Origin of the sequence: Rhodosalinus halophilus, from assembly GCF_003298775.1 — a bacterium.
Lineage (GTDB): Bacteria > Pseudomonadota > Alphaproteobacteria > Rhodobacterales > Rhodobacteraceae > Rhodosalinus > Rhodosalinus halophilus.
In genome coordinates this window covers 272,471-296,451 of the sequence record NZ_QNTQ01000006.1, presented here as the reverse complement: position 1 = coordinate 296,451, position 23,981 = coordinate 272,471, and the positions used below count along the sequence as shown (strand labels likewise).

The 23,981-nt window shown below is 69.7% G+C and carries 24 protein-coding genes; 11 read left to right on the top strand and 13 right to left on the bottom strand.

Going from position 1 to position 23,981, the window contains the following annotated elements:
- Nucleotides 1–99: 99 nt before the first annotated feature.
- Together DRV85_RS08035 and DRV85_RS08030 are read right to left on the bottom strand one after the other, a co-directional pair.
- Complete coding sequence (locus tag DRV85_RS08035) at nt 100–741, bottom strand: DUF1523 family protein (RefSeq protein WP_113288926.1); 642 nt, start codon at nt 739–741, stop codon at nt 100–102.
- Nucleotides 742–751: 10 nt separating this feature from the next.
- The gene (locus DRV85_RS08030) at nt 752–1,018 is read right to left on the bottom strand and encodes a hypothetical protein (RefSeq protein ID WP_113288925.1); all 267 of its coding nucleotides are present in this window, start codon (nt 1,016–1,018) and stop codon (nt 752–754) included.
- A gap of 149 nt (nt 1,019–1,167) precedes the next feature.
- Here DRV85_RS08030 and DRV85_RS08025 point away from each other — a divergent pair, with 149 nt between their 5' ends.
- Complete coding sequence (locus DRV85_RS08025) at nt 1,168–1,725, top strand: hypothetical protein (protein WP_113288924.1); 558 nt, start codon at nt 1,168–1,170, stop codon at nt 1,723–1,725.
- A gap of 38 nt (nt 1,726–1,763) precedes the next feature.
- Here DRV85_RS08025 and DRV85_RS08020 read toward each other — a convergent pair whose 3' ends face one another.
- From DRV85_RS08020 to DRV85_RS08010, 3 genes are all read right to left on the bottom strand, one after another.
- Nucleotides 1,764–2,972, bottom strand: coding sequence for an aminopeptidase P family protein (locus DRV85_RS08020; RefSeq protein ID WP_233495436.1), 1,209 nt, complete (start codon nt 2,970–2,972; stop codon nt 1,764–1,766).
- Nucleotides 2,973–3,148: 176 nt separating this feature from the next.
- The gene (locus DRV85_RS08015) at nt 3,149–3,991 is read right to left on the bottom strand and encodes a TauD/TfdA dioxygenase family protein (protein ID WP_113288922.1); all 843 of its coding nucleotides are present in this window, start codon (nt 3,989–3,991) and stop codon (nt 3,149–3,151) included.
- Between the two features lie 65 nt (nt 3,992–4,056).
- Nucleotides 4,057–4,839, bottom strand: a complete 783-nt coding sequence (locus tag DRV85_RS08010) for an alpha/beta hydrolase (RefSeq protein WP_113288921.1) — start codon at nt 4,837–4,839, stop codon at nt 4,057–4,059.
- Nucleotides 4,840–4,922: 83 nt separating this feature from the next.
- On the opposite strand from DRV85_RS08010, the gene DRV85_RS08005 reads away from it, so the two are divergent.
- The 5 genes from DRV85_RS08005 (at nt 4,923) to DRV85_RS07985 (ending at nt 8,658) form a co-directional block, all read left to right on the top strand.
- A complete protein-coding gene (locus tag DRV85_RS08005) occupies nt 4,923–6,395 on the top strand; it encodes an NAD-dependent succinate-semialdehyde dehydrogenase (RefSeq protein WP_113288920.1) in 1,473 nt (490 codons plus the stop codon).
- Nucleotides 6,396–6,483: 88 nt separating this feature from the next.
- A complete protein-coding gene (def, locus tag DRV85_RS08000) occupies nt 6,484–7,002 on the top strand; it encodes a peptide deformylase (protein WP_113288919.1) in 519 nt (172 codons plus the stop codon).
- Nucleotides 6,999–7,493 (top strand): peptide deformylase, encoded by a 495-nt coding sequence (gene def / locus DRV85_RS07995; protein WP_113288918.1) that lies wholly within the window; start codon nt 6,999–7,001, stop codon nt 7,491–7,493. The genes def (DRV85_RS08000) and def (DRV85_RS07995) overlap by 4 nt, the downstream gene beginning before the upstream one ends.
- 4 nt (nt 7,494–7,497) lie before the next feature.
- Nucleotides 7,498–8,409: a methionyl-tRNA formyltransferase gene (gene fmt / locus DRV85_RS07990; RefSeq protein ID WP_113288917.1), complete on the top strand. Its 912-nt coding sequence runs from the start codon at nt 7,498–7,500 to the stop codon at nt 8,407–8,409.
- Between the two features lie 3 nt (nt 8,410–8,412).
- A complete protein-coding gene (locus DRV85_RS07985) occupies nt 8,413–8,658 on the top strand; it encodes a hypothetical protein (RefSeq protein ID WP_113288916.1) in 246 nt (81 codons plus the stop codon).
- On the opposite strand, the gene DRV85_RS07980 is transcribed toward DRV85_RS07985, so the two are convergent.
- Nucleotides 8,621–9,439 carry an alpha/beta fold hydrolase gene (locus DRV85_RS07980; RefSeq protein ID WP_113288915.1) on the bottom strand — a complete coding sequence of 273 codons (819 nt, stop codon included), beginning with the start codon at nt 9,437–9,439 and terminating at the stop codon, nt 8,621–8,623. The genes DRV85_RS07985 and DRV85_RS07980 overlap by 38 nt on opposite strands.
- A 139-nt stretch (nt 9,440–9,578) precedes the next feature.
- Nucleotides 9,579–10,418, bottom strand: coding sequence for a universal stress protein (locus DRV85_RS07975; RefSeq protein WP_113288914.1), 840 nt, complete (start codon nt 10,416–10,418; stop codon nt 9,579–9,581).
- A gap of 197 nt (nt 10,419–10,615) precedes the next feature.
- Between DRV85_RS07975 and ccoN the strand changes: the two genes are divergently transcribed.
- The 4 genes from ccoN to ccoP are packed head-to-tail and all read left to right on the top strand — an operon-like array spanning nt 10,616 to nt 14,066.
- Nucleotides 10,616–12,229 carry a cytochrome-c oxidase, cbb3-type subunit I gene (gene ccoN, locus DRV85_RS07970; RefSeq protein ID WP_113288913.1) on the top strand — a complete coding sequence of 538 codons (1,614 nt, stop codon included), beginning with the start codon at nt 10,616–10,618 and terminating at the stop codon, nt 12,227–12,229.
- Between the two features lie 13 nt (nt 12,230–12,242).
- Complete coding sequence (ccoO, locus tag DRV85_RS07965) at nt 12,243–12,968, top strand: cytochrome-c oxidase, cbb3-type subunit II (protein ID WP_113288912.1); 726 nt, start codon at nt 12,243–12,245, stop codon at nt 12,966–12,968.
- A 10-nt stretch (nt 12,969–12,978) separates the two neighbouring features.
- Nucleotides 12,979–13,191: a cbb3-type cytochrome c oxidase subunit 3 gene (locus DRV85_RS07960; RefSeq protein ID WP_113288911.1), complete on the top strand. Its 213-nt coding sequence runs from the start codon at nt 12,979–12,981 to the stop codon at nt 13,189–13,191.
- The gene (ccoP, locus tag DRV85_RS07955; protein WP_113288910.1) at nt 13,188–14,066 is read left to right on the top strand and encodes a cytochrome-c oxidase, cbb3-type subunit III; all 879 of its coding nucleotides are present in this window, start codon (nt 13,188–13,190) and stop codon (nt 14,064–14,066) included. Before DRV85_RS07960 ends, ccoP begins: the two co-directional genes overlap by 4 nt.
- A gap of 405 nt (nt 14,067–14,471) precedes the next feature.
- Here ccoP and DRV85_RS07950 read toward each other — a convergent pair whose 3' ends face one another.
- Together DRV85_RS07950 and ald are read right to left on the bottom strand one after the other, a co-directional pair.
- The gene (locus DRV85_RS07950) at nt 14,472–16,097 is read right to left on the bottom strand and encodes a pilus assembly protein TadG-related protein (protein ID WP_113288909.1); all 1,626 of its coding nucleotides are present in this window, start codon (nt 16,095–16,097) and stop codon (nt 14,472–14,474) included.
- Nucleotides 16,098–16,220: 123 nt separating this feature from the next.
- Complete coding sequence (gene ald, locus DRV85_RS07945) at nt 16,221–17,339, bottom strand: alanine dehydrogenase (RefSeq protein WP_113288908.1); 1,119 nt, start codon at nt 17,337–17,339, stop codon at nt 16,221–16,223.
- A gap of 132 nt (nt 17,340–17,471) precedes the next feature.
- Here ald and DRV85_RS07940 point away from each other — a divergent pair, with 132 nt between their 5' ends.
- Nucleotides 17,472–17,930 carry an Lrp/AsnC family transcriptional regulator gene (locus tag DRV85_RS07940; RefSeq protein ID WP_113288907.1) on the top strand — a complete coding sequence of 153 codons (459 nt, stop codon included), beginning with the start codon at nt 17,472–17,474 and terminating at the stop codon, nt 17,928–17,930.
- A gap of 82 nt (nt 17,931–18,012) precedes the next feature.
- On the opposite strand, the gene DRV85_RS07935 is transcribed toward DRV85_RS07940, so the two are convergent.
- The 4 genes from DRV85_RS07935 to DRV85_RS07920 all read right to left on the bottom strand — a co-directional run bounded on the left by DRV85_RS07935 (nt 18,013) and on the right by DRV85_RS07920 (nt 23,920).
- Nucleotides 18,013–19,275 carry an aminotransferase class V-fold PLP-dependent enzyme gene (locus DRV85_RS07935; protein ID WP_420820912.1) on the bottom strand — a complete coding sequence of 421 codons (1,263 nt, stop codon included), beginning with the start codon at nt 19,273–19,275 and terminating at the stop codon, nt 18,013–18,015.
- Nucleotides 19,272–21,707, bottom strand: coding sequence for a GcvT family protein (locus tag DRV85_RS07930; protein ID WP_113288905.1), 2,436 nt, complete (start codon nt 21,705–21,707; stop codon nt 19,272–19,274). The genes DRV85_RS07935 and DRV85_RS07930 overlap by 4 nt, the downstream gene beginning before the upstream one ends.
- Before the next feature lie 131 nt (nt 21,708–21,838).
- Nucleotides 21,839–22,735 (bottom strand): succinate--CoA ligase subunit alpha, encoded by an 897-nt coding sequence (sucD, locus tag DRV85_RS07925; RefSeq protein ID WP_113288904.1) that lies wholly within the window; start codon nt 22,733–22,735, stop codon nt 21,839–21,841.
- A gap of 12 nt (nt 22,736–22,747) precedes the next feature.
- On the bottom strand, nt 22,748–23,920 hold the full coding sequence (locus DRV85_RS07920) for a malate--CoA ligase subunit beta (protein ID WP_113288903.1): 1,173 nt from the start codon (nt 23,918–23,920) through the stop codon (nt 22,748–22,750).
- Nucleotides 23,921–23,981 lie beyond the last annotated feature (61 nt).

The window sequence follows — 23,981 nt, the reverse complement described above, 5'->3', positions numbered from 1 at the left end:
CGCTCTTCGCGGAACCGGCGGCCCTCTGCGGCGATTCCCCAACGCGGCAGCGCGGCCCGCCGGCGCGAAGAGGGACCGTGAGGGACCGATGAGCGCGCCTCAGCCCGGCTCGTTCTTCCACCACCGGCGCAGGCGCGCGCCGCGCCTTGACACGCCGTCCGAGAAATCGGCCACGCTGTCGCCCATCTCCTCCAGTACGGGATCGACCCGACGCCGGCGGAAGCGTCGCCAGCGCACCCAGACTCCCCAGACGAAGGCCGCGAGCAGCGTCAGGATCACGATGTTGAACCAGGGGATGATCCGCTCCCCGGGCCCCTCGGCCAGCCGCACATCCACCGCGTTGGGATAGATCGACATGAACTCGTTTCGCCAGCCGTAGTGACGCACCACCACCCACCGCGGGTCATCCTGGGTGGAGCGGAGGTCTGCCGCGTCGGCCTGCAGGTTGGCGGAGTCGAACTTGAAATAGGGCGGCCAGCCCCAGCCGGTGTCCTCGTTGCGGTAGATCATCGGCCGGCCGTTGGTCAGCCGCGACTGGATGAAGAACACGTCGCGCCCGGGCACCTCGGTCGCCATGCCGGAGGATTCGGATGCCCAGAACAACGAATTCTCGCCGTAGTCCACCCGCGTCTCGTAGGTATCGGTGATCCGCACGATGTCGTGCTGCGGCAGCGTGTAGTGGAGAAAGCCCAGGACCACCGCCCAGAAGGCGAGGATGAAAAACCACTTCACGTAGACCATCGCCGCCTCCTCAGCCGTAGTTCGTGATATAGATGATCGCTGCCACGACCACCGTCGGGATGACATAGACCCCCAGCAGCAGCTTGCGCCGGATCGAGGCGTCGTAGCGCTCCAGCCCGCGGCGCACGAAGGCCTCGCGGTCGCCGATGCGGCCCTTCTCGGCCCAGCGCTGCTCGAGCCGCTCGCGGCGCACGGCGCGCGACCACAGCGACAGGCTGACGTAGATCACCGTCAGCACGATGAAGCCAACGATCACGAGCCGTGCGAGTGCCGCCATGCCGCTCTCCTTCCGGCGCCGCCGCGCCTGCCGCCTTGATACGCGGCACGCCGTCCTGCCGCAACGCGGCACTTGGTGCGCCGCTTGCACCGCGGCAGGCGAGCAGGCAGGTTCGCCCGCGACACGTTCGTTTCCGGGAGGTTACTTTGATGAAAGTGCTCGCATGCGCTGCCGCCGCGACCCTGGTCGCCCTGCCAGCCGCAGCAGACGAGATCACCGACACGCTTCGGTCCGCCATCGAAGCCTACGAGGAGGGCGACATCGCCTATGCTCTCGAAGAGGTGGATTACGCCCGTCAGAAGATGCTCGAGAAGCAGTCCGACGCGCTGGTCGGCTTCCTGCCCGAGGCGCCTGGCGGCTGGACGCGCGAGGTCAGCTCCGAGATGAGCGCGGGCCTCGCCATGATGGGCGGCGGCACAGGGGCGCAAGCGGAATACCGCGAGGAGGGGGGCGACGGCGCCATGTCGCTCACGATCGTCGCCGGCAGCCCGATGGTCGGCGCGATGTCGGGGATGCTGGCCAACGCCGCCGCGATGGGGCTGAAGGTGGAGCGCATCGGCCGGCAGAAATTCGCCATCCAGGACGAGGAAGTGACCGGCCTCGTCGACAGCCGCATCCTCGTGCAGGCCAACGGCAAGGATCAGGAGCAGATCTTCGCCCTGCTCGAGGGGATCGACTACCGCGCGCTCGGCCGCTTCGGCCAGTGACCGCGAGGGGCCGGGCGCACCGCCCGGCCCGTTCGATCCTAGCCCAGGACGTTGTGCGCGGGGCCGTACGGGAAACCGGTGATGTTCTCCGGCGCGCCGTCGGTCACGATCAGGATGTCGTGCTCGCGGTAGCCGCCCGCGCCGGGTTCGCCCTCGGGGATGGTCAGCATCGGCTCCATCGAGATCACCATGCCGGGCTCCAGCACGGTATCGATGTCCTCGCGCAGCTCCAGCCCCGCTTCCCGGCCGTAGTAGTGCGAGAGGAGGCCGAAGCTGTGGCCGTAGCCGAAGCTGCGGAATTGCAGCAGGCCGCGCTCCTCCAGAAACGCGTTGATGCGATGCGCGACCTCGGCGCAGGTCACGCCGGGCCGCAGCAGCGAGATACCGTATTCATGCGCGGCGACGTTGGCCTCCCAGATCCTCAGGCTGTCCGCGTCGGGCGCGCCAAGGAAGAGCGTGCGCTCGAGCGCCGTGTAGTAGCCCGAGATCATCGGGAAGGTGTTGAGGCTCAGGATGTCGCCGTGGCACAACCTGCGCCCGGTGACCGGGTTGTGCGCGCCGTCGGTGTTGAGCCCCGACTGGAACCACACCCAGGTGTCGCGATACTCGGCCTCGGGGAAGCGCCGCGCGATCTCGGCCTCCATCGCGTCGCGCCCGGCCATGGCCACGTCGATCTCGCGCGCGCCCTCGCGGATCGCGTCACGGATCGCCGCGCCGCCGATGTCGGCCACCGCCGCGCCCTGCCGGATCAGCGCGATCTCGGCCGGCGACTTGGTCATGCGCTGGCGCATCGTGGCGGGGGCCAGGTCCGTGACCGATACCGGCGCGAGATGCGCGTCGAGGTCGGCCCGCGCGGCGAGCGTCAGGTGGTCGCCCTCGATCCCCAGCCGCCGGCCGGTGCCCGCCACATGCGCGACCGCCCGCCAGAAGTTGCCGCGCGCCCAGTCGGTGTAGGTCAGCGCATCGCCGTGGCAGCGCCGCCAGGGCTGGCCGCCGTCGATGCCGGCCGCGACGACCACCGAAGTTTCGGGCGTCACGACAAGGCCATAGGGCCGCCCGAAGGAACAGTAGAGAAAGCCGGAATAGTAGGCGACGTTATGCATCGAGGTCAGCAGCTCCACCTCGACGCCAGCCTCGGCCATGCTGCGGCGCAGGCCGGCGAGGCGCCTGTCGTATTCCTCCGGCGCGAAGGGCAGCGGGGCCTTGTCGCCGTTGGGGAAGCGGTAGAATGCGGGGCGTTCGGTCACGGGCGACCCTCCCTCGAAAGAAAGGTCCCGGCGTTCAGGACGGCCAAGGGGCGCACCCTTCGGGTGTGGCGACGCCATCGCCCCGCCCCGGGGGTGTTCTTGCCGCAGCGTCGGGGTCCGCGCAAGGCGCTTCGAAGCGCCTTGCAACGCGCTTTGTTCAAGCGCGTTGCGCCCGCTCACGCGGGCGGCGCGGCGGCAAAGGTGGTGCGGGTCAGCAATCGCCGGTGCCCATCGTAGTCGTTCGTCGCGTAGTGCAGGGTCAGCCGGTTGTCCCAGATCGCCACGTCGCCCGCGCGCCAGCGCAGGCGGCAGGAGATGTCGGGGCGCGTGGCATGCGCGTAGAGCGCGGCGAGGATCGGCGCGCTCTCGTCCTCGGTGAGGCCATCCAGCCGGGTGGTGTAGATCGGGTTCAGGAAGAGCGCCCGTGCGCCCGTCCGCGGGCAGGTGACCACCGCGGGGTGGCGCGTCTCGCGGTCGGCCTCGGGGTCGCCGCGCACCATGCGGATCGAACTGCCTGACCGCGCTTCCTCTGGCGGGGCGTGCTTCACGCCGTAGGGCTTGCCCACGTGGATCGCCGCGCGCCCCTCGACCGTCCGGCGCAAATCGTCGGGCAGCGTCGCCCAGGCGGCGGTCTGGCTCGCCCAGACCGTGTCCCCGCCGGCCTCCGGCACCTCGTGCGCGCAGAGCACCGAGCCCGCTGGCGGGTTCGGCAGGAAGCTGAAGTCGGAGTGCCAGTCGCCGCCGAAGACGCCACCCGCGCGCTCGTCGGCCTCCTTGAGCACGGCGATCACCTCCGGGTCGTCCTCAATCGGCGCCACATAGGGCAGCCGCATCAGCGGGCCGAAGACCTGCGTCAGGCGCTTCTGTTCCGAACGCTCGAGGTGCTGGTCGCGCAGCACGAGCACGCCCCAGCGCGCGAGCGCGTCGCGCAGCGCCTCGGCGGTCGCGGCCGAGAGGTCGCGCACCTCGACGCCCTCGATCTCGGCGCCGCAATAGCCGGTGAGCGGATGGATCCTCATGCCCGCAGCCTGCCTGCGTCGGCGCGCGGCGGCAACCGCTCTTCGGCCCTGCCGGGCCGCATCGCTCAGGAGAGCAGCGCCCGCGTGAGAGCGCTGTCCGGCTCGGCCAGAGGCTCGATCACGTTGAAGTGGTGCTGCCCCTCCGGCGCGCGCCACTCCACGCCCCAGGCCTGCGCGAGCCGCTCCGCCTGATCGAGGAAGGCGGGCAGTTCCGCGCCGCCCACCCAGACGGTGACAGGCGCCTGCGGCGCGGGCTGGTTCACCGGGCTTTCCGCTGCGGCCTCCTCCGCATCGATCGCCAGGATCTCGTTCATGGATGTCTGCATCAGCGGCGCGAGATCGGCCACGGGCGAGATCGGCACGACGCGCGCCAGTCGCGCCGCCACATCGGGCGGCAACATCCCCGGCGCGCACATCCGCGCCACGAGGTGCCCGCCCGCCGAGTGCCCGGCGAGCCGTACCGGCCCCGCCACCCGGCCCGCCATCGCGGTCACGGCTGCGGCGATCTCTTGCGTGATCTCCGCGATCCGCACGTCCGGGCAAAGGCGGTAGGAGGGCATCGCCACCGCCCAGCCGCGCGCCAGCGGGCCTGCCGCCAGATGCGACCAGGTCGACTTGTCGAAGGCCTTCCAGTAGCCGCCGTGCACGAAAACCGCGAGCCCCTTCGCGGCCCCCTCGGGGCGGAAGAGATCGAACCGCTCGCGCGGGTGATCGCCATAGGGCAGGTCGAGCTCGGCGCGCGGCCCGAGCTTCGCCCGGAAGGCTTCGGCCTCGGCGGTCCAGCGCGGGGGGTAATCGGCCGAATCGGGCACGTGATCGCTGTTGGAATAGGCGGCATCCATGTCCATCGCGGAACTCCGGCTTGCAGTGAGCGCTCCTTTCTAGTCACACTCGTGCCCTGACCGCGACCCCATATTCCCCGGAGGACAGGATGCTGGACGAGACCACGAACCTCAAATCCCTGCTGAGGGATCCCGACCTCCTGGCCGAGCGGGCCTACGTGAACGGCCAGTGGGTCGATGGCGAGAACGGCGCCTTCGACGTGACGAACCCCGCGCGTGGCGACGTTATCGCGCGCGTGGCGGACTGCTCGCGCACGCAGGTCGCGGGTGCCATCGACGCGGCCCATGCCGCGCAGAAGGACTGGGCCGCGCATACCGGCAAGGAGCGCGCGGCGATCCTGCGGCGCTGGTTCGAGCTGATGATGGAGCATCAGGAGGATCTGGCGATCCTGATGACCGCCGAGCAGGGCAAGCCGCTCGCCGAAAGCCGCGGCGAGATCGCCTATGCCGCGGCCTTCATCGAGTTCTCGGGCGAAGAGGCCAAGCGCATCTACGGCGAGACGATCCCGGGCCATCAGCGCGACAAGCGGATCACCGTGATCCGCCAGCCGGTGGGCGTGGCCGCCTCGATCACGCCGTGGAACTTCCCCTCGTCGATGATCACCCGCAAGGCCGGCCCGGCGCTGGCGGCCGGCTGCACCTTCGTCGGGCGGCCCGCGTCCGAGACCCCGCTTTCGGCCACCGCCCTCGCCGTTCTGGCCGAGCGGGCGGGCGTGCCGGCGGGCGTGCTGTCTATCGTGCCCTCCTCGCGGTCCTCGGAGATCGGCAAGGAATTCTGCGAGAATCCCAAGGTGCGCAAGCTCACCTTCACCGGCTCGACCGAGGTGGGGCGCATCCTGCTGCGGCAGGCGGCCGATCAGGTGATGAAGTGCTCGATGGAGCTGGGCGGGAACGCGCCCTTCATCGTCTTCGACGACGCGGATCTGGACGCCGCCGTCGAGGGCGCGATCCAGAGCAAGTTCCGCAACAACGGCCAGACCTGCGTCTGCGCCAACCGCATCTACGTGCAGTCGGGCGTCTATGATACCTTTGCCGAGAAGCTGGCCAAGCGGGTGCGCGAGCTCAGGGTCGGCGACGGGCTGGAAGAGGGCGTGCAGCTGGGCCCGCTGATCAACGAAGGCGCGGTGAAGAAGGTGCGCGAACACATCTCCGACGCCACGGCCAAGGGCGCAAAGATCGTTCTGGGCGGCGAGGACGACCTGCCCGGCGCCTTCCTGCGGCCCACGGTCCTGGCCGGCGTGACGCAGGAGATGGCCGTCGCCACCGAAGAGACCTTCGGCCCGCTGGCGCCCCTCTTCCGCTTCGAGACCGAGGAAGAGGCGATCGCGCTGGCCAACGACACGATCTACGGCCTCGCGAGCTACTTCTACGCCCGCGACATCAGCCGGATCACGCGGGTGCAGGAGGGGCTTGAATACGGCATCGTGGGCGTGAACACGGGCCTCATCTCGACCGAGGTGGCGCCCTTCGGCGGCGTCAAGCAGTCGGGGCTCGGCCGCGAGGGCGGGCACTACGGCGTCGAGGAGTTCCTCGAGGTCAAATACATCTGCACCTCGGTCTGAGCGATCCGCGCGCCCCGTTCGCACGGACGCGGCGCGCGAGGGCCGTATGGCGTTGCGCGGCGGCGCGCGCTCGCCTATCTCAGCCCTCATGAAGCGCCCGATCCTCATCCACCCCGACCCGCGGCTCAAGAAGGTGGCCGCGCCCGTCGCCGACCTGTCCGACGCGCGGCGGCAACTCGCCCGCGACATGCTCGAGACGATGTATGCCGCGCCGGGCATCGGCCTCGCCGCCCCCCAGGTGGGCGTTCCGGAGCGACTGATCGTGCTCGACTGCGTCAAGGAAGAGGGCGCGGAGCCGCAGCCCCTGGTGATGTTCAACCCCGAGGTTGTCGCGGCCTCGGATGAGCTCAACACCTACGAGGAAGGCTGCCTGTCGATCCCCGAGCAGTATGCCGACGTCACCCGCCCGGCGGAGGTGCAGGTCCGCTGGATCGACGAGAGCGGCGCCGAGCGCGAAGAGGAGTTCGGCGGCCTCTGGGCGACCTGCGTGCAGCACGAGATCGACCATCTGAACGGCAAGCTCTTCATCGACTATCTCGGGCCGATGAAGCGGCAGATGATCACCCGCAAGATGGTCAAGCTGAAGCGCGAGAAGGCCAAGGCGTGAACCCGCGGCCGATCCTGCGCTGGCCCGACCCGCGGCTGCGCCAGCGCGCGGCGCCGGTCGCGGCGGTGACGGACGAGACCCGCGCGCTCTGGGACGAGATGGTGGCGGTGATGGAGGCAATGCCGGGCCTGGGCCTCGCCGCGCCGCAACTGGGCGTGATGCAGCGCCTCGCCGTGGTGGACGCGAGCCGCGAGCGCGGCCGCGCGGTGCGGATGGCCAACCCCGAGATCCTCGACGCCGCGCGCGAGACGATCGACTACGCCGAGGCCAGCCCCTGCCTGCCGGGCGTCTCGGCGGTGGTGCGGCGGCCCGCGAAGGTCGCGGTGCGCTATCTGAACGAGGCCGGGCAGGTGGACCGCCGCGAATTCGAGGGGCTCTGGGCCGTCTCGGTGCAGCACCAGATCGACCATCTCGAGGGCCGCATGTTCTTCGACCGGCTGAGCCGGGTGAAGCGCGACATGCTGCTGCGGAAATCCAGGAAGGCGGGGTAGCGCGGTGCGGCTGATCTTCATGGGCACGCCCGATTTCGCGGCAGAGGCCCTGCGCGCGCTCCATGCCGCGGGCCATGACATCGCCGCCGTCTACACCCAGCCGCCGCGCCCTGCAGGACGAGGGAAAAAGCCGCGGCCCAGTCCGGTGCAGGCGCTGGCAGAGGAGCTGGGCCTGCCCGTCCGCCACCCGGTCAGCCTGAAGCCCGCAGAAGAGCAGGACGCCTTCGCCGCGCTGGGCGCCGAGGTGGCCGTGGTCGCGGCCTACGGGCTGATCCTGCCGCGCCCGATCCTCGCGGCGCCGGCGCGGGGTTGCCTCAACATCCATGCCTCGCTGCTGCCGCGCTGGCGCGGCGCGGCGCCGATCCAGCGGGCGATCATGGCGGGCGATGCGGAGACCGGCATCGCCATCATGCAGATGGAGCCGGGCCTCGACACCGGCCCCGTGCTGCTGGAGCGGCGGTTGGCGATCGGGGCGGAGGAAACGGCCGGGGAACTCCACGAGCGTCTTGCCGCGCTGGGCGCAGAGGCCATCACCGAGGCGCTGGCGCGGCTCGACGATCTGACGCCGATGCCGCAGCCCGAGGAGGGCGTTACCTACGCCGCCAAGATCGACAAGGCCGAGGCGCGGGTGGACTGGACGAAACCGGCGGTAGAGGTGGACCGGCTGATCCGCGGCCTCTCGCCCTTCCCCGGCGCCTGGACCGACCTCGGCGGGCACCGGGTCAAACTGCTGGGCGCGCGGCTGGCCGAGGGCGCGGGCGCACCGGGCGAGGTGCTCGACGAGGCCTTCACGGTGGCCTGCGGCAGCGGCGCGGTGCAGGTAACGCGCGCCCAGCGCGAGGGGCGCGGTCCGCAGGAGGCGGAGGCCTTCCTGCGCGGGCTGGCGGTGCCCAGGGGCACGAGACTGGGAGGCTAGACCATGTTTCCGACCCTGATCGGCACGGTGGTGATCGCGGGAATCGTCGGTTATCTGTCTGAAAAGACAGGCTTCACCCGCAACGGCATCCTGCAGAGCGTGATCATCTGCATCGGCGGCGCGTTCCTGTTCTACTTCCTGCGCATCATGTTCGGCATCCGTATCGGCTCGCCCGGCATCGACGCGATCATCAGCTCGGTCGGCGCGCTCGTCATCGTGCCGACGCACTGGCGCCGTCCGCGCCGCTAGAGCGGATCAGAGCCTCGGCCACCGCCTTCGGCGCATCCCAGTGCAGCGAGTGGCCGGCACGCGGCACCGTCTCCACGCGCAGGGCCGGGATGTCCGCCAAGGCGGCGCGCGCCTCTGCCTCGGGGATCAGCGCGTCGTTCCCCGCCAGAAGGGCCAGCGTCGGCACCTGCACGCGGGGGCCAAGCCCCGCGGGATCGTAGGCCTCGAGCGCAGAGACCTGATGCGCCATCGCCTCCGCGCTCTGGGCGTAAGGATAGTCCAGCCCCGCGCGTATCCCCGCCTCGATCTGCTCCGGCAGGTCGAAGGCCGAGGGGTGGAAGAGCCAGGGAAAGAGCGCGCGCAGCCACAGGTCCTCCGCCATCCCCTCCGCCCGCAGCGCCAGCAGCGTGCGGAAGAGAAAGACGTTGCGCGCCATGCGCATCGGCGCCGAGGCCATCACCGTCAGGCGCGACACGAGGTCGGGCCGCGCCGCAGCCAGTTCCATCGCGATCAGCCCGCCCATCGAGTGCCCAGCCACATGCGCAGGCCCCTGCCCCAGCGCCTCGAGGAGCGCCGCCGCATCGCCGGCCATCGCCGCCACGCTTACGGCCGCGTCCCAGGGCCGCGTGCGGCCGGTGGTGCGGTTGTCCGGCCGGATGACCGTGAAGTGCGCCTCCAGCGGCTCGACCAGCGGCGCCCAGCTTGCGCTGTCGCTCACCATCCCGGCAAGCAGCAGGAGCGGCGGCCCCGCGCCGCCGATCTCGTAGTGCAGGGTCACGTCGGAAAGGGCGAGGTCGGGCATCCGGGCCTCCCGTCATCACAAGGCCCCGCCACTCTGGCCCCTCGCCCCGGCAGCCGCCAGCCGTTTCAATGGTCCCCAAATACCCCCCGCGGAGCGACGCGCCGCAGGCGCGTTCCGCAGCCGCGGGGGACACCGCGCCTCAGTGCGCCATGAAGAGCGGGACGCTGGTCGATTCGAGCATGTTGCGCGTGGCGCCGCCCAGGATCGCCTCGCGGAAGCGCGAATGCCCGTAGGCGCCCATCACGATCATCTCGGCCTCGATGTCGCCCGCGTGCCGCGCGAGCACGTCGGAGATGCGCGGCAGGGTCTTGGCCAGCACGTCGATCTCGACCTTGACGCCGTGGCGCGCGAGGAACTGCGACAGCAGCCCGCCTGGGTCCGAGCGGTTGGGGCCGTGCGCCGGCGGATCGACCACCACGACATGCACGGCGTCGGCCCGCGTCAGCAGCGGGATCGCGGCGCGCACGGCCGACAGCGCCTCGGCGCTCTCGTCCCAGCCGATCATCACGCGGCGGGGATTGAGGGTGGATGTCGCCTTGTCGGGCATGACCATCACCGGCACCCGCCCGTCGAAGAGCGCGCCCTCGATGATCGGCTCGAGCTCTGCGCCGTGCCCCTCGCCATAGGGCTTGGGCAGGATGACGAGATCGGAGAAGCGGGCATGCGCGGCGACGCTGCGTCCGATATCGGCGAGCTGCGCGACGCCGGTCTCCACGTTCCAGCGGATCGAGGTGCCGCCCAGTTGCGCGCGGACGTGCTCGGCCGCGGCCTCGGCCTCCTTTTGCGCGCGGGACAGAGTCTCCTGCAGGATCATGGCGTTGGCGCCGGCGTAATAATAGCCGGTCTGCGTGCGGTCCACACCGAAACAGGCGACCTCCAGATGGGCGTCCTCCGCCTCGGCCATGGCGATGCCCTGCGCGAGCGGCACTTCCGCCAGAGCGGGGTCAGTCACGACCGTCATCAGGGTCTTGTAGGCCATCAGGCACCTCCTCTTCATTCCCTGCGGCCGACCCTAGGGCGCGGCCCGGCGACGCACCTTGACACGGGTCAAGCCGCTTGGCCACGAGCCTTGATGCAGATCAAGGCATGGTCCGACCGCGAACCGCATGAAACCCTCACGCGAACACGTCCGCGCGTGACACGAGTCGTGCGGGCCGACGGAAGGGACACGACCATATGTCGAATTATCTCAAGCTGATCGTGTACGGCCTCATCGCGCTTTTCGCGATGATGGCGGCGAACTACGCGCGCGATCTCGCCTATCAGGTTCATGCCATCATTGTCATGCTGGTGGCCGGCGGACTGTTTCTCTGGACGCTGCGCCATACGGACGAGCCGGTGACGGCCGGCCCGGATCTCTCGCGGAGCTACATGGACGGCGTGGTGCGCGCCGGCGTGATCGCCACCGCCTTCTGGGGCGTCGTGGGCTTTCTCGCCGGGGTCTTCATCGCCTTCCAGCTCGCCTTTCCGGGGCTGAACTTCGACTGGTCCGAAGGCTACGCGAACTTCGGCCGGCTGCGGCCGCTGCACACTTCGGCGGTCATCTTCGCCTTCGGCGGCAACGCGCTGATCGCGACGTCGTTCTACGTGGTACAGCGCACCTCCGCCGCGCGCCTCTGGGGCGGCAACGCGGCCTGGTTCGTGTTCTGGGGCTATCAGCTCTTCATCGTGCTCGCCGCGACGGGCTACCTTCTGGGCGCCACGCAGTCGCGCGAATACGCCGAGCCCGAGTGGTACGCGGACTGGTGGCTGACCATCGTCTGGGTGGTCTATCTCGCCGTCTTCCTGGGCACGATCATCAAGCGGAAAGAGCCGCACATCTACGTCGCCAACTGGTTCTACCTGAGCTTCATCGTGACCGTGGCGATGCTGCACGTCTTCAACAACCTCTCGGTCCCGGTCTCGATCTGGGGGTCGAAGTCGGTCTCGGCCTTCGCCGGCGTGCAGGACGCCATGACGCAGTGGTGGTACGGCCACAACGCAGTGGGCTTCTTCCTGACCGCGGGCTTCCTGGGCATGATGTACTACTTCATCCCGAAGCAGGCCGAGCGGCCGGTCTTTTCCTACAAGCTCAGCATCATCCACTTCTGGGCGCTGATCTTCATCTACATCTGGGCCGGTCCGCACCATCTGCACTACACGGCGCTGCCCGACTGGGCCTCGACGCTTGGAATGGTGTTCTCGGTCGTGCTGTGGATGCCCAGCTGGGGGGGCATGATCAACGGCCTGATGACGCTCTCGGGGGCCTGGGACAAGCTCAGGACCGACCCGGTGATCCGCATGATGGTGATCTCGGTGGGGTTCTACGGCATGTCCACCTTCGAGGGGCCGATGATGTCCATCAAGGCGGTCAACTCGCTGTCGCACTACACCGACTGGACGATCGGGCACGTGCACTCGGGCGCGCTCGGCTGGAACGGCATGATCACCTTCGGCGCGCTCTACTTCCTCGTGCCGCGGCTGTGGAACCGGGAGCGGCTCTATAGCCTGAGCCTCGTCTCCTGGCACTTCTGGCTCGCCACCATCGGGATCGTGCTCTACGCCGCCTCGATGTGGGTCACCGGCATCATGGAAGGCCTGATGTGGCGCGAGGTGGACGCCAACGGCTTCCTCGTGAACAGCTTCGCCGACACGGTGGCCGCCAAGTTCCCGATGTATGTGGTGCGGGCCCTCGGCGGGGTGCTCTACCTCGCTGGCGCGATCATCATGTGCTACAACCTCTGGATGACCGTCCGGCGGTCCCCGGCCAAAGAGGCCGCGGGCGCCCCGGCCGCCATCCCGGCCGAATAAGGAGGGCCGCAAGATGGCAATTCTCGACAAGCACAAGATCCTCGAGACCAACGCGACGCTCCTGCTGATCTTCAGCTTCCTTGTCGTGACGGTGGGCGGGCTCGTCCAGATCGTGCCGCTCTTCTACCTCGAGAACACGATCGAGGAGGTGGACGGCATGCGGCCCTACAGCCCGCTGGAGCTCACGGGGCGCGACATCTACATCCGCGAGGGCTGCTACGTCTGCCACAGCCAGATGATCCGCCCGATGCGCGACGAGGTGGAGCGCTACGGGCACTACAGCCTGGCGGCGGAGTCGATGTACGACCATCCGTTCCAGTGGGGCTCGAAGCGGACGGGGCCGGACCTCGCCCGCGTCGGCGGCCGCTACTCGGACGCCTGGCACGTGGACCACTTCCGCGATCCGCAGTCGGTGGTCCCTGAATCGGTGATGCCCAAGTACGACTACCTCGAGCGGACGATGATCACGCCCGAGCACATCGAGGATCTGCTCGAGACGCACCGTTTCGTCGGCGTGCCCTACACCGACGAGATGATCGAGAACGCCGCCGCGGACTTCCGCGCGCAGGCCGACCCGGACGCCGACCACGAGGGGCTGATGGCGCGCTATCCCAAGGCGCAGGCCCGCAACTTCGACGGCCAGCCGGGCATCTCGGAGGCGGACGCGCTGATCGCCTACATGCAGATGCTGGGCACGCTGGTGGACTTCTCCACCTTCGAGCCGGTCGACAGCCGGTAAGGAGGACGCGATGGAGGAATACACCTTCCTGCGGACCCTCGCGGACAGCTGGGGCCTGCTGGCCATGTTCCTCTTCTTCCTGGGCGTGGTGGTCTGGGTGTTCCTGCCCAGCCGCCGCAAGGCCCACGAAGAGAGCAAGACCATTCCCTTCCGTCACGAGGACGCCCCGGCGCCCGACGATGAGGAAGACGAAACGCGTCAGCGCAAGGAGGCGCGGAGATGAGCGACAAGAACCGCAAGCAGGAGCCCGAAACCACGGGCCACGAGTGGGACGGGATCCAGGAATACAACAACCCGCTCCCGCGCTGGTGGCTGTGGATCTTCTACGCCACGATCATCTGGGGGATCGGCTACACCATCGCCTACCCGGCCTGGCCGGGCATCAAGGAGGCGACGCCGGGGCTTCTGGGCTATTCCAGCCGCGCCGAGGTGGAAAAGGAAATCGCCGAGGCCGAAGGCCGCAACGCCGCGATCAACGAGCGCCTCGCCTCGGTCGAGCTGACCCAGGTGGTCGAGGACGACGAGCTGCGCACCTACGCCACGCAGGCCGGCGCCGCCGTCTACCGCACCTGGTGCGCGCAGTGCCACGGCTCGGGCGCGGCCGGCGTTCAGGCCGCGGGCTATCCCAACCTGCTCGACGACGCCTGGCTCTGGGGGGGCACGATCGAGGACATCCACTACACCGTGCGTCACGGCATCCGGAACGAGGACGACCCCGACGCGCGCTGGTCGCAGATGCCGGCCTTCGGCGAAATCCTCGGCGAGGAAGAGATCGTGCAGGTGGTCAACTACGTGATGTCCATGTCGGGCCGCGAGCCGCAGGACGCCGCGGCCGCCGAGGCGGGCGCCGAGATCTACGAGATCCAGTGCTCGGCCTGCCACGGGGCCGAGGGCGGCGGCGACCGCTTCCAGGGCGCGCCCGCGCTCAACGACGCGATCTGGCTCTACGGCGGCGACTACGACACGCTGATGGAGACGGTCACCTACTCGCGCTTCGGCGTGATGCCGCCCTGGCAGAACCGTCTCGAAGAGCACGAAATCCGCGCGGTGGCGGCCTATGTCCACCAGCTCGGCGGCGGCGAAGCCAGCCCCGAGTGAGCGGTTGAAGAGACGCCCGGGGGCCTATCCCTGCCCCCCGGGCCGGAGCGCCGGTATCCCGTCCTGTTCGCGCGTTTCCCGGGATGCCGGCGCTTCTGTTTGATGGGCCGCAGACGCGGCCCCCGTCGGCCGCCGCACGGCAAACCATGCGCGATCGTGCACCGCCCCTTCCCGGGAGCAAGGCCGGAGCGACCGGACAGATCCTCCGACCGGACGTCCACGCACAGCCCCCGACGGATGACCCGGACTGACCGGCAGGAGACGCGACGCAGGCCCGGGACCTGACTGCTCGACCGCGCCGTGACGCCGGCGCGGCGGAGGCAGGAGCACCGAAGCTGTCCGCCGAAGACTGCGAGCGCACCCGACCGTCGGGAAGCGCGCCCCGCGCGGCCGTTTCGAGCGGGCTCACTCGATCAGGCGAACCTGCCGGACCTGACGCGCGATCGCGGTGAAGGCGTCGGAAATCTCCAGCCCCTCGACCCGAAAGAAATGCCCCGGCGAAGAGGCGCAGTCCTCCAGAACGAGGGCGGCGTTGTCGTTGGGCAGCTCGAAGCCCACCGTGTAGATCACGATCCCCGCGTCACGCGCCGCCTGGCAGATGCGACTCAGCCGCTGATCCTTCAGGCTGGCGGTGCTCGCATGATAAGGCTCGTTGTCCCAGTCGTAGTAGTCGTCGGGATCCCCGCTGGCCAGGTAACGCATGTAGGCGTGATAACCCACGGTGGTCTCGGCCCAGAGATCGGCGTAGTCGAGGCGGTAGGCGTCGCTTCCGCCGTAGGGTGTACTGCGCCAGTCACCGTTATGGGGGACGTAGTAGACCACTTCGTCCTCCTCTTCGGTGCAGACCCACTTCCAGCCGCTCTGCCATTTCCAGCCGCACCCGCTGCTGCCTTCCTCGATGGTCTCGAAGCTGAGCCGGCCGGTATCAGGATCGATCCAGAAGTCGCTCGGTCCGCTGCGGTAGTCGTCATCCATCTCGAAGAGCGTGGTGTTCTGACCATCGGTCATCACCACCAGCACCTTGAGAACTTCGGGCTCGTCGAGATCGCGCGGCCGGCCGGCGAAGACCGCATCTATCTCGCCCGCGTCGATCATCGCGTCGATGGCCGGCCGGGTCGAGGGATCGAGCAGCGCCGCTCCCCACTTCACGCCGATGTCGATCGAGGTGTTCCCATCCGCGGTCAGATCGTCGATGCGCGCCTTCAGCGTGGCGCCATCTTCGCCGAACGGCATGATTTCGGCCTCGGGCTCGGTGCGGCAAACGGTGCGGAAGGGACCGCGCCCCCATGTGTAGGGAGAGAAGGGATCGAAATGCGCCGCGCGCTCCAGCGGGTCGTCGGTGGACAGCTCGATGGTGTCGAAGGCGCCGTTCTCGAACTTTACGCAATGCGAGTGCGCGTGCTCGTCCGAAACCGAAAACTGCTGGATGAGCTGCGACCCGACGGAGACCTGCGTGGCGTAGGGCACGATCGAGAGCGAGATGGCGCCCGGCTCGGCACTGGCGAGAAGGATATCGACAAATTCCTCGGCGGCGTCTTTCAGACGCGGCAGACGCTGGTTCGATCCCATCGAGCCCGATATGTCGAGCACCAGCGAGACCTCGACCTCGCTCACGGCTTCCTCTGCGGTCGCCTGCGCCACGATAGGCAGCACGTCCTTGCCGAACATGTCGAGCAGAAGCGTGTCCTGCTCCGTGCGAACGTTGGCCTGAACGTTGCGGAAGTTCAGGCCCTCCTCGACCTTGACGTCCTGCAGATGCTCCGCGAGCCCTGCCACTTCCAGGTAGCTGTGGACCACGCCCTCCGGATCCTGCTCCTGGTCGAGGTCGGCGGCGGCGAGCACCGCGCGGTCGAGGGTCGATTGAAGCTCGGCACGGCGCATTTCCGCCAGCATCATGTCGATGCCCAGCGCGCCTGCCATCAGCATCATCATCAGCATGAAGATGGACCAGATGGCCAGCGCGCCCTCTTCTTCGCGCCCGAACCGGCGCAACCTCCGCGCGATCCTCTCGTCCCAGTTTTTGCGTCCCATATTGGCGAACCCTTGAATTACCCGAGCATTTTGCGCGAGCGCAGACACCCCTGTGCATGCGGGGGTTGAAATCGGTTTTCGCGACAATTCTGGGGCGCAGCTTTGTCGAATGAAGGTTGATTCTTAGCCTTTCAGCGCGAGACGCGGCGCCACCACGTCGATCCCGAGCGCCCGGCCGACGGCATAGTTCGTCAGCTTTCCGGCATGGACGTTAAGACCGTCGAGCAGGTGCGGATCCGCCGCGCAGGCGGCGCGCCACCCCTTGTCCGCGAGTGCCAGCATGAAGGGCATCGTCGCGTTGCCGAGCGCGATGGTGGAGGTGCGCGCCACGGCGCCGGGCATGTTCGCCACGCAGTAGTGCATGATCCCGTCCACCTCGTAGATCGGATCCTCATGCGTCGTGGGCCGCGAGGTCTCGAAGCAGCCGCCCTGGTCGATCGCCACGTCCACGACCGCCGCGCCGGGCTTCATCGTGGACAGCTGGGCGCGCGTGACGAGCTTCGGCGCCGCCGCGCCCGGGATCAGCACCGCGCCGATCACCAGATCGGCCTCGGCCACCAGTTCGGCATTGTTGCCCGCGCTCGCGTAGCGTGTGCGCAAGAGCCCGCCGAAGGCGTCGTCGAGATAGCGCAGCCGGCTCAGGGAACGGTCGAGCACGGTGACCTCGGCGCCCATGCCGGCGGCCACCCGCGCGGCATGGGTGCCCACCACGCCGCCGCCGATCACGACGACGCGGGCCGGCCCAACCCCCGGCACGCCGCCCAGCAGCACGCCGCGCCCGCCGTTGGCCTTCTGCAGGGTCCAGGCGCCCATCTGCGGCGCGAGCTTGCCCGCCACCTCCGACATCGGCGCAAGCAGGGGCAGGCCACCCTGGGCGTCGGTCACGGTCTCGTAGGCGATGGCGGTGACGCCCGAGGCGAGCAGGTCGTGCGTCTGCTCGGGGTCGGGGGCGAGATGGAGATAGGTGAAGAGCAACTGCCCCTCGCGCAGCATCGCGCGCTCGGCCGGCTGCGGCTCCTTCACCTTCACGATCATCTCGGCCTCGGCGAAGATCTCCTGCGGCGTGTCGGCCAGCCGTGCCCCGGCCGAGACATAATCGGCATCCTCGAAGCCCGCGCCCCGCCCGGCGCCCGCCTCGACGATCACCTCGTGCCCATGCGCCACCGCCTCCCGCGCGGCATGGGGCGTGAGGCCGATGCGAAACTCCTGCGGCTTGATCTCCTTCGGGCAACCGATCTTCATGGTGCAACCTCCTCCGTCTGTGCCGAGATTGACTCCGCGGGCGCGCAAATACGTCGGGAATCCTCTCGCCTTCGGCACGCATCCTGGAATATTCTACGCAGGCAAGCGGCATCTTTCGCAAGATTCTCCGGAATGGCTCTCGACGAAACCGACAAGCGCATCCTGCGGGCGCTCCAGCGCGACGGGCGGATCTCCAACGCGGATCTCGCCGAGCGGGTGCATCTCTCCGCGTCTGCCTGTCACCGGCGCGTGCAGCGGCTGGAGACCGACGGCATGATCCGCGGCTACGTTGCGCTGCTGGACGCGCGCAGGCTCGGCGTGCCGGCCATGGTCTTCGTCGAGATCACGCTGCAGACCCAGGCCGACGAGGTGCTCGAGGCCTTCGAGCAGGCGGTCAGACGCGTGCCGGACGTCCTGGAGTGTCACCTGATGGCGGGCACGGCGGACTACATCCTGAAAGTGGTCGCCGAGGATACCGAGGACTTCGCGCGCATCCACCGACAGTACCTGACGCGACTGCCGGGCGTGGCGCAGATGAAGTCGAGCTTCGCCTTGCGCACGGTCTCGGCCACCACCGCGCTGCCGGTCTGAGGCCGCCGAATCTTCGTACGAAAATTCGGCATGGCTCTTGGCCGGCTCCCGAAGAGTTCTCGATCGAGACTTCTTCTTCGCTTCAGGCGGCCCGGGCCTGCGTCACCGCCTCTTCCATAGCGGCGAGGAAGCGCGCGACCTCGGCCTCGGTATTGTAATGACAGACCGAGACCCGGATGCAGTCCTCGCGCCCCAACGGCCCCAGGATGTTGCCGCAGTAGTGGTCGTTCTTGCGGATGTGCACCCGCACGCCGCGACTGCCCAGGTGATCCACCAGATCGGCCGAGGCCATGCCCTCTAGCCAGAGGGAGACGACGCCCTCGCGCCCCGCTGCGTCGGCCGGGCCGATCAGCCGCACGCCCGGCATCTCGGCGAGCCCGCGCAGGTTGCCGGTGCCGTGCAGCATCGCCTCGAGGAGCCGCGCCTCGTGCGCCGCGATCGCGCCGCCCGCGGCCTCGAGCCGGGCGCGGCGGTCACCGGTTTCGGTGAAGTGCCCGCCCAGCCAGTCGAGGTAGTCGATCACGTCCGAGAAGGTGGCGTAGGCCCCGGTGTCCCGCGTGCCGAGCTCCCATGCGCGGGCCGGCCCGCCCGCGAGCTGCTCGTGCGGCAGCGCCGTCAGCCGGTCGGAGGCCCAGCCGACGCCGTAGCCGTGGCGCGAGAACATCTTGTAGGGCGAGACCGCGTAGCCGTCCGCGCCCGCGACCGAGACGGCCCCGTGGCTCGCGTGCTGGATGCCGTCCACGATCACGAAGGCCTCCGGCGCGACCGCGCGCACGGCGGCGATGACGCCGGGCACGTCCACCGCCATGCCGGTCACCGGCGAGGTGTGCACGATGCTGACCACCCGCGACTCGGGCGTGACATGGGCGGCGTAGGCCTCCGGCGTGACGGTGGCGGCCGCGTCGTCGTGCGGCACGGCGACCAGCGGGCGGCCCGTCGCCTCCGCCCAGTGCGCCATGGCGCTGCGGCTCGCCGGGTGCTCGAGCGTCGAGCAGAGCATCATTCCGCCCGCCTCCGCCCCCGTCGCCGCGGTGCGGATCAGGCGGAAGAGGATCTCCGTCCCGCTCTCGCCGACGAGGACCTCGCCGTTCTCCGCCCCGAAGAAGGCGCGCATGTCGTCGCGGCCCCGCGCGATCCGGTCCATCAGCGCGCGGGAGGCGGCGTTGGCCCGGCCCTGGTTGTCGGGCATCCCGGCGTAGAAGGCCGAGGTCTGCATCACCGACTTCAGGTGCAGCGCCCCGCCCGCGTTCTCGAAGAAGACGCGCGGCCCCTCGAAGGGGCAGTCCTCGACATGGGCGAAGCGGTCTCTCACGGCCTCCATAAGGCCGGGTCTGTCTGCGATCACTGCGCGGGCTCCATCTCCGCGGCCCTGTCCCTGAGCCGCAGGCCCTTCGGGTCGAAGGGCGGCTCCGCGAGGACGCGGGCGGCGTGCGGGCGGCCGAGGATCGCGACATGCACCACGTCCCCCGGCCCGGCCAGTTCGGGCGCGAGATACGCCAGAGCGAGCGAGCTGTCCACGTGGTAGCCGTAGCCGCCCGAGCTCACCTGCCCCGCGGGCGTGCCGTCGGGCAGGAACACGGGCTCGCCGCCGGCGGCGTCGGCCTCGGTCGCCTCGATCTCCAGCAGGCGCAGCACCTCGCGCGGGGGCGCGTCGGCCACGGCCTCCCAGGCGGGCCTGTTCAGGAAGTCCTTGTCGCGGCGGACGAGCCCCGCGAGCCCCGATTCCTGCGGCCGGTATTCGGGCGAGTAGTCCCGCCCCCAGGAGCCGTAGCCCTTTTCCAGCCGGAGCGACATCAGCGCCCGGCTGCCCGCGGGGCCGGCGCCGAGGCCGCGCCCGGCCTCCAGCAGCGCGGTGTAGAGCGCCACCTGATCGTGGGCCGCGCAGTGCAGCTCCCAGCCGAGCTCGCCGGTGAAGGAAACGCGCAGCGCCACGCAGTCGATGCCCGCCACCGTGATCCGGCGCGAGCGGAAGAAGGGGAAGGCGGCGTTAGAGAGATCGGCGTCGGTGAGCGGCGCGAGCAGGTCGCGCGCCCGCGGGCCGGCCACGTTGAAGCCGCAGACCGCCTCGGTCAGGCTCTCGACCGTGGTGCGCGCGGGCCGGGGCACCTCTGCGAAGAAGCGCTGGTGGAACCGTTCGGCCGCCCCGGCGCCGATCACCCAGAACTCCTCCGGCCCCAGCCGCGTGACGGTGAAATCGCCCGCCACGCCGCCGCGCCGCCCGATCAGCGGCGCGAGGCACGAGCGCCCGACCTCCCGCGGCATGCGGTTGGCCAGAAGCGCGTTCAGCCAGTCCTCGGCCCCCGGCCCGGCGACGCGGTATTTCGCGAAATTCGAGATGTCGAGGATGCCGGCGCGCGCGCGCACCATCCGCGCCTCGCGGCCCACGCTCTCCCACCACGGCTGGCGGGTGAAACCGGCGCTGTCCGGGGTCTCCGCGTCGAAGTAGAGCGGATGCTCCCAGCCGTAGTTGAGGCCGAACTTCGCGCCCATCTCGCGCTGCATCCCGTAGGCCGGGCGCGTACGGACGGGGCGGCCGGCCTCCCGCTCCTCGCCGGGGAAGTGGATGGCGAAGCGGTGGGCGTACTGGTCGCGCACCCGCGCCTTCGTGAAGTCCTTCGTCGCCCAGTCCCCGAAGCGCGCCAGATCCCATCCGAAGAGGTCGAGCGAGGGCTCGCCCTCCACCATCCACTCGGCGGCGAGGCGGCCCAGCCCGCCGTTCTGGGAAAACCCCGGGATGATCCCGCAGCAGGCGAAGTAGCCGCGCATCTCCGGCACCGGGCCGAAGAGCGCCGAGGCGTCGGGCGACCAGATCATCGGCCCGTTGATGACACGCTTGATGCCCGCGGTCTCCAGCGCAGGCACCCGCGCGATGGCGCGCATCATGTTCTCCTCGATGCGCTCCAGATCGTCGGCGAAAAGCTCGTGGCCGAAGTCCTGCGGCGTGCCGTCCTCGGCCCAGAAGCGCATGTCGCGCTCGTAGGCGCCGACGAGCAGGCCCTTGCCCTCCTGGCGCAGGTAATACTCCCCGTCGCGGTCGGCCAGCGACGGCAGGCGGCGGTCCATCGCCGCGACTTCGGCGATCGTCTCCGTCACGAAATACTGGTGCTCGGTGGGCTGCAGCGGCAGCGTGACGCCCGCCATCGCCGCCACCTCGCGCGCCCAGAGCCCCGCGGCGTTCACGACCCAAGGGGTGCGGATGTCGCCCGTTTCGGTGCGCACGATCCAGGTGCCGTCCGGCTGCTGCTCCGTCCCCGTGACCGGCGTGAAGCGGTGGATTTCCGCCCCCCGCTGGCGCGCGCCCAGCGCATAGGCGTTGGTCACGCCAGAGGGGTCCACGTTGCCGCCGTCGGGCTCGTACATGATGCGGCGCACGCCCTCGAAGTCGGCGAGCGGGTGCAGACGCTCGGCCTCGGCGCGGGTGATCTCGTGGAAGTTCATGCCGTAGCGCCGGGCCTTGGCCTCCTGCAGGCGAAGCTGGTGGTCGCGCGCCTCCGTCTGGGCAAGGTAGAGCGAGCCAGGCTGGAACACCCCGCAGCTCTGGCCGGTCTCGGCCTCGAGCTCGCGGTAGAGCTGCATGGTGTAGTGCTGCAGGCGCGAGATGTTGGTGACGTCGTGCAGCCCGTGGATGTTGGCCGCCGCGTGCCAGGTCGAGCCGCTGGTGAGTTCGTCGCGCTCCAGCAGCACCACCTCCGTCCAGCCGGCCTTGGCCAGATGATAGAGGATGGAGCAGCCGACGACGCCGCCCCCGATCACGACGGCCTGGGCATGGGTGCGCATGGTCTCTCCTTCGCTGCACCGCCAAGGCTACAGGCGGCCTACGCAGCAGACTAGAGGTCCGCGCGCCCGTTCTTCGGGCCTGCCGCCGTCAAAGACAGGCCCGAAGGCGACATGCGCTGTCGCGCGTGCGCTCAGGCCGCTTCGCGCCGGCCCAGCATCCGCGCCACGGTCTCGCCCATGGCAGAGGGGTGGGGTGCGACGGAAATGCCCGCGGCCGAGAGGATTTCCACCTTTTCCTGCGCACTCTCGCCGAAGGCCGAGATGATCGCGCCCGCGTGGCCCATCTTGCGCCCCTTCGGCGCGGAGAGGCCGGCGATGTAGGCGGCGACGGGCTTGGTCATGTGCTCCGCAGCCCAGGCCGCTGCGTCGGCCTCCTGCGGGCCGCCGATCTCGCCGATCATCAGCACCGCGTCGGTCTCGGGGTCCGCCTCGAAGAGTTCCAGGATGTCGCGGAAGCTCGACCCGTTGATCGGGTCGCCGCCGATGCCCACGGAGGTCGAGACGCCGATGCCCAGCGCCTGCATCTGGCTCGCCGCCTCGTAGCCCAGCGTCCCGGAGCGACCGACGATCCCCACCCGCCCGGGCAGGTAGATGTGCGGCGGCATGATCCCCATGAAGCCCTTTCCGGGCGAGATCACGCCCGCGCAGTTCGGACCGATCAGCCGCATCTTGCGCGCCCGCGGGTAACGGCGGAGGAAGCGTTTCACCTCCATCATGTCCTGCGCGGGCAGCCCGTCGGTCACGCAGACGGCGGTGCGGATGCCCGCGTCCGCCGCTTCCATGATGGCGTCCGCGGCAAAGGGGGGCGGCACGAAGATCAGGCTCGCCTCGGCGCCCGTGGCCTCGACCGCCTGCCGCACGGTGTCATGGACCGGGCGGCCCAGCACCTCCTCGCCGCCCTTGCCGGGGGTGACGCCGGCCACGACGTTGGTGCCGTGCTCGATCATTTCCTGCGCGTGGAAGCGACCGATGCGGCCGGACATGCCCTGCACGAGGACCTTGGTGGCGGAATCGATCAGGATGGCCATGGCGGGTGCTCCTCACGCGGCGAGTTTCGGGCGGGCGGCGACGGCGCGTTCCGCCGCCTCGGCCAGCGTATCGGCGGTGATCAGCGGCAGGCCGCTCTCGCGCAGGATGCGCCGCCCCTCCTCGACGTTGGTGCCCGACAGGCGCACCACCACGGGCAGGGTCAGGCCAAGCTCGCGATAGGCTTGCACCACCCCTTCAGCCACCCAGTCGCAGCGGTTGATGCCGGCGAAGATGTTGACGAGCACGACGCTCACGTTGCGGTCGGCCAGCACAGTGCGGAAGGCCTGTGTGACCCGTTCGGGGCTTGCGCCCCCGCCAATGTCGAGGAAGTTGGCGGGGGCGCCCCCGGCGAGCTGGATCATGTCCATGGTCGCCATGGCGAGGCCGGCACCGTTGATGATGCAGCCGATGTCGCCGTCGAGCCCCACGTAGGCCAGCCCGTGGTCTGCCGCCATGCTCTCGCGCGGGTCCTCCTGGGAGGCATCGCGCAGCTCGGCGATCTGCGGGCGGCGGAAGAGCGCGTTGGTGTCGAAGCTCATCTTGGCGTCGAGCGCCACGATCTCGCCCGCGTGGGTGACGACCAGCGGATTGATCTCGACCATCATCGCGTCGAGCTCGCGATAGGCGCGGTAGCAGGCCCTCAGTGTCGAGACCATCTGCGCCACCAGCCCCCCGCGCAGCCCCAGCGCGAAGGCCAGCTCTCGCGCCTGGAACTCGCAGAGGCCGGTCGCGGGGTCGATCACCATGCGGCACAGCGAGTCGGGGTCCGACTCGGCCAGATCCTCGATCTCCATGCCGCCGTGGGCGGAGGCCACGATCATGATGCGCTCCGACTTCCGGTCCAGCACGAAGCCCAGGTAAAGCTCCTGCGCGATGTCAGAGGCCGCCTCGACCCAGACGCGATAGACCTCCTTGCCGGCAGCCCCCGTCTGCTTGGTCACCAGCCGCTTGCCGAAGAGCGTGGCGGCGAAGTCGCGCACCTCCTCCTCCGAGCGGCAGAGCTTGACGCCGCCCGCCTCGCCGCGGCCGCCGGAATGGATCTGCGCCTTGACGACCCAGGCCGCGCCGCCCAGCGCGCGGGCGCGGTAGCCCGCCTGTTCCGGGCTGTAGGCCAGCCCGCCGCGCGGCACCGGCACGCCGAAGCCGCGCAGGATTTCCTTGGCCTGATACTCGTGAATGTCCATCGGCTCTCCTCCCGTGGGCAAAGGGGCAGCGCCCGGCGCGGCCCTCCCCGCGCCGCCGCGT

Bases quoted from the DNA above. Each gene is read 5' to 3' on its own strand.
- DRV85_RS08035 (WP_113288926.1), bottom strand. From the start codon at position 741: ATGGTCTACGTGAAGTGGTTTTTCATCCTCGCCTTCTGGGCGGTGGTC.
- DRV85_RS08030 (WP_113288925.1), bottom strand. From the start codon at position 1,018: ATGGCGGCACTCGCACGGCTCGTGATCGTTGGCTTCATCGTGCTGACG.
- DRV85_RS08025 (WP_113288924.1), top strand. From the start codon at position 1,168: ATGAAAGTGCTCGCATGCGCTGCCGCCGCGACCCTGGTCGCCCTGCCA.
- DRV85_RS08015 (WP_113288922.1), bottom strand. From the start codon at position 3,991: ATGAGGATCCATCCGCTCACCGGCTATTGCGGCGCCGAGATCGAGGGC.
- DRV85_RS08010 (WP_113288921.1), bottom strand. From the start codon at position 4,839: ATGGACATGGATGCCGCCTATTCCAACAGCGATCACGTGCCCGATTCG.
- DRV85_RS08005 (WP_113288920.1), top strand. From the start codon at position 4,923: ATGCTGGACGAGACCACGAACCTCAAATCCCTGCTGAGGGATCCCGAC.
- def (WP_113288919.1), top strand. From the start codon at position 6,484: ATGAAGCGCCCGATCCTCATCCACCCCGACCCGCGGCTCAAGAAGGTG.
- DRV85_RS07985 (WP_113288916.1), top strand. From the start codon at position 8,413: ATGTTTCCGACCCTGATCGGCACGGTGGTGATCGCGGGAATCGTCGGT.
- DRV85_RS07980 (WP_113288915.1), bottom strand. From the start codon at position 9,439: ATGCCCGACCTCGCCCTTTCCGACGTGACCCTGCACTACGAGATCGGC.
- DRV85_RS07975 (WP_113288914.1), bottom strand. From the start codon at position 10,418: ATGGCCTACAAGACCCTGATGACGGTCGTGACTGACCCCGCTCTGGCG.
- ccoN (WP_113288913.1), top strand. From the start codon at position 10,616: ATGTCGAATTATCTCAAGCTGATCGTGTACGGCCTCATCGCGCTTTTC.
- ccoO (WP_113288912.1), top strand. From the start codon at position 12,243: ATGGCAATTCTCGACAAGCACAAGATCCTCGAGACCAACGCGACGCTC.
- DRV85_RS07960 (WP_113288911.1), top strand. From the start codon at position 12,979: ATGGAGGAATACACCTTCCTGCGGACCCTCGCGGACAGCTGGGGCCTG.
- ccoP (WP_113288910.1), top strand. From the start codon at position 13,188: ATGAGCGACAAGAACCGCAAGCAGGAGCCCGAAACCACGGGCCACGAG.
- DRV85_RS07950 (WP_113288909.1), bottom strand. From the start codon at position 16,097: ATGGGACGCAAAAACTGGGACGAGAGGATCGCGCGGAGGTTGCGCCGG.
- ald (WP_113288908.1), bottom strand. From the start codon at position 17,339: ATGAAGATCGGTTGCCCGAAGGAGATCAAGCCGCAGGAGTTTCGCATC.
- DRV85_RS07940 (WP_113288907.1), top strand. From the start codon at position 17,472: ATGGCTCTCGACGAAACCGACAAGCGCATCCTGCGGGCGCTCCAGCGC.
- DRV85_RS07930 (WP_113288905.1), bottom strand. From the start codon at position 21,707: ATGCGCACCCATGCCCAGGCCGTCGTGATCGGGGGCGGCGTCGTCGGC.
- sucD (WP_113288904.1), bottom strand. From the start codon at position 22,735: ATGGCCATCCTGATCGATTCCGCCACCAAGGTCCTCGTGCAGGGCATG.
- DRV85_RS07920 (WP_113288903.1), bottom strand. From the start codon at position 23,920: ATGGACATTCACGAGTATCAGGCCAAGGAAATCCTGCGCGGCTTCGGC.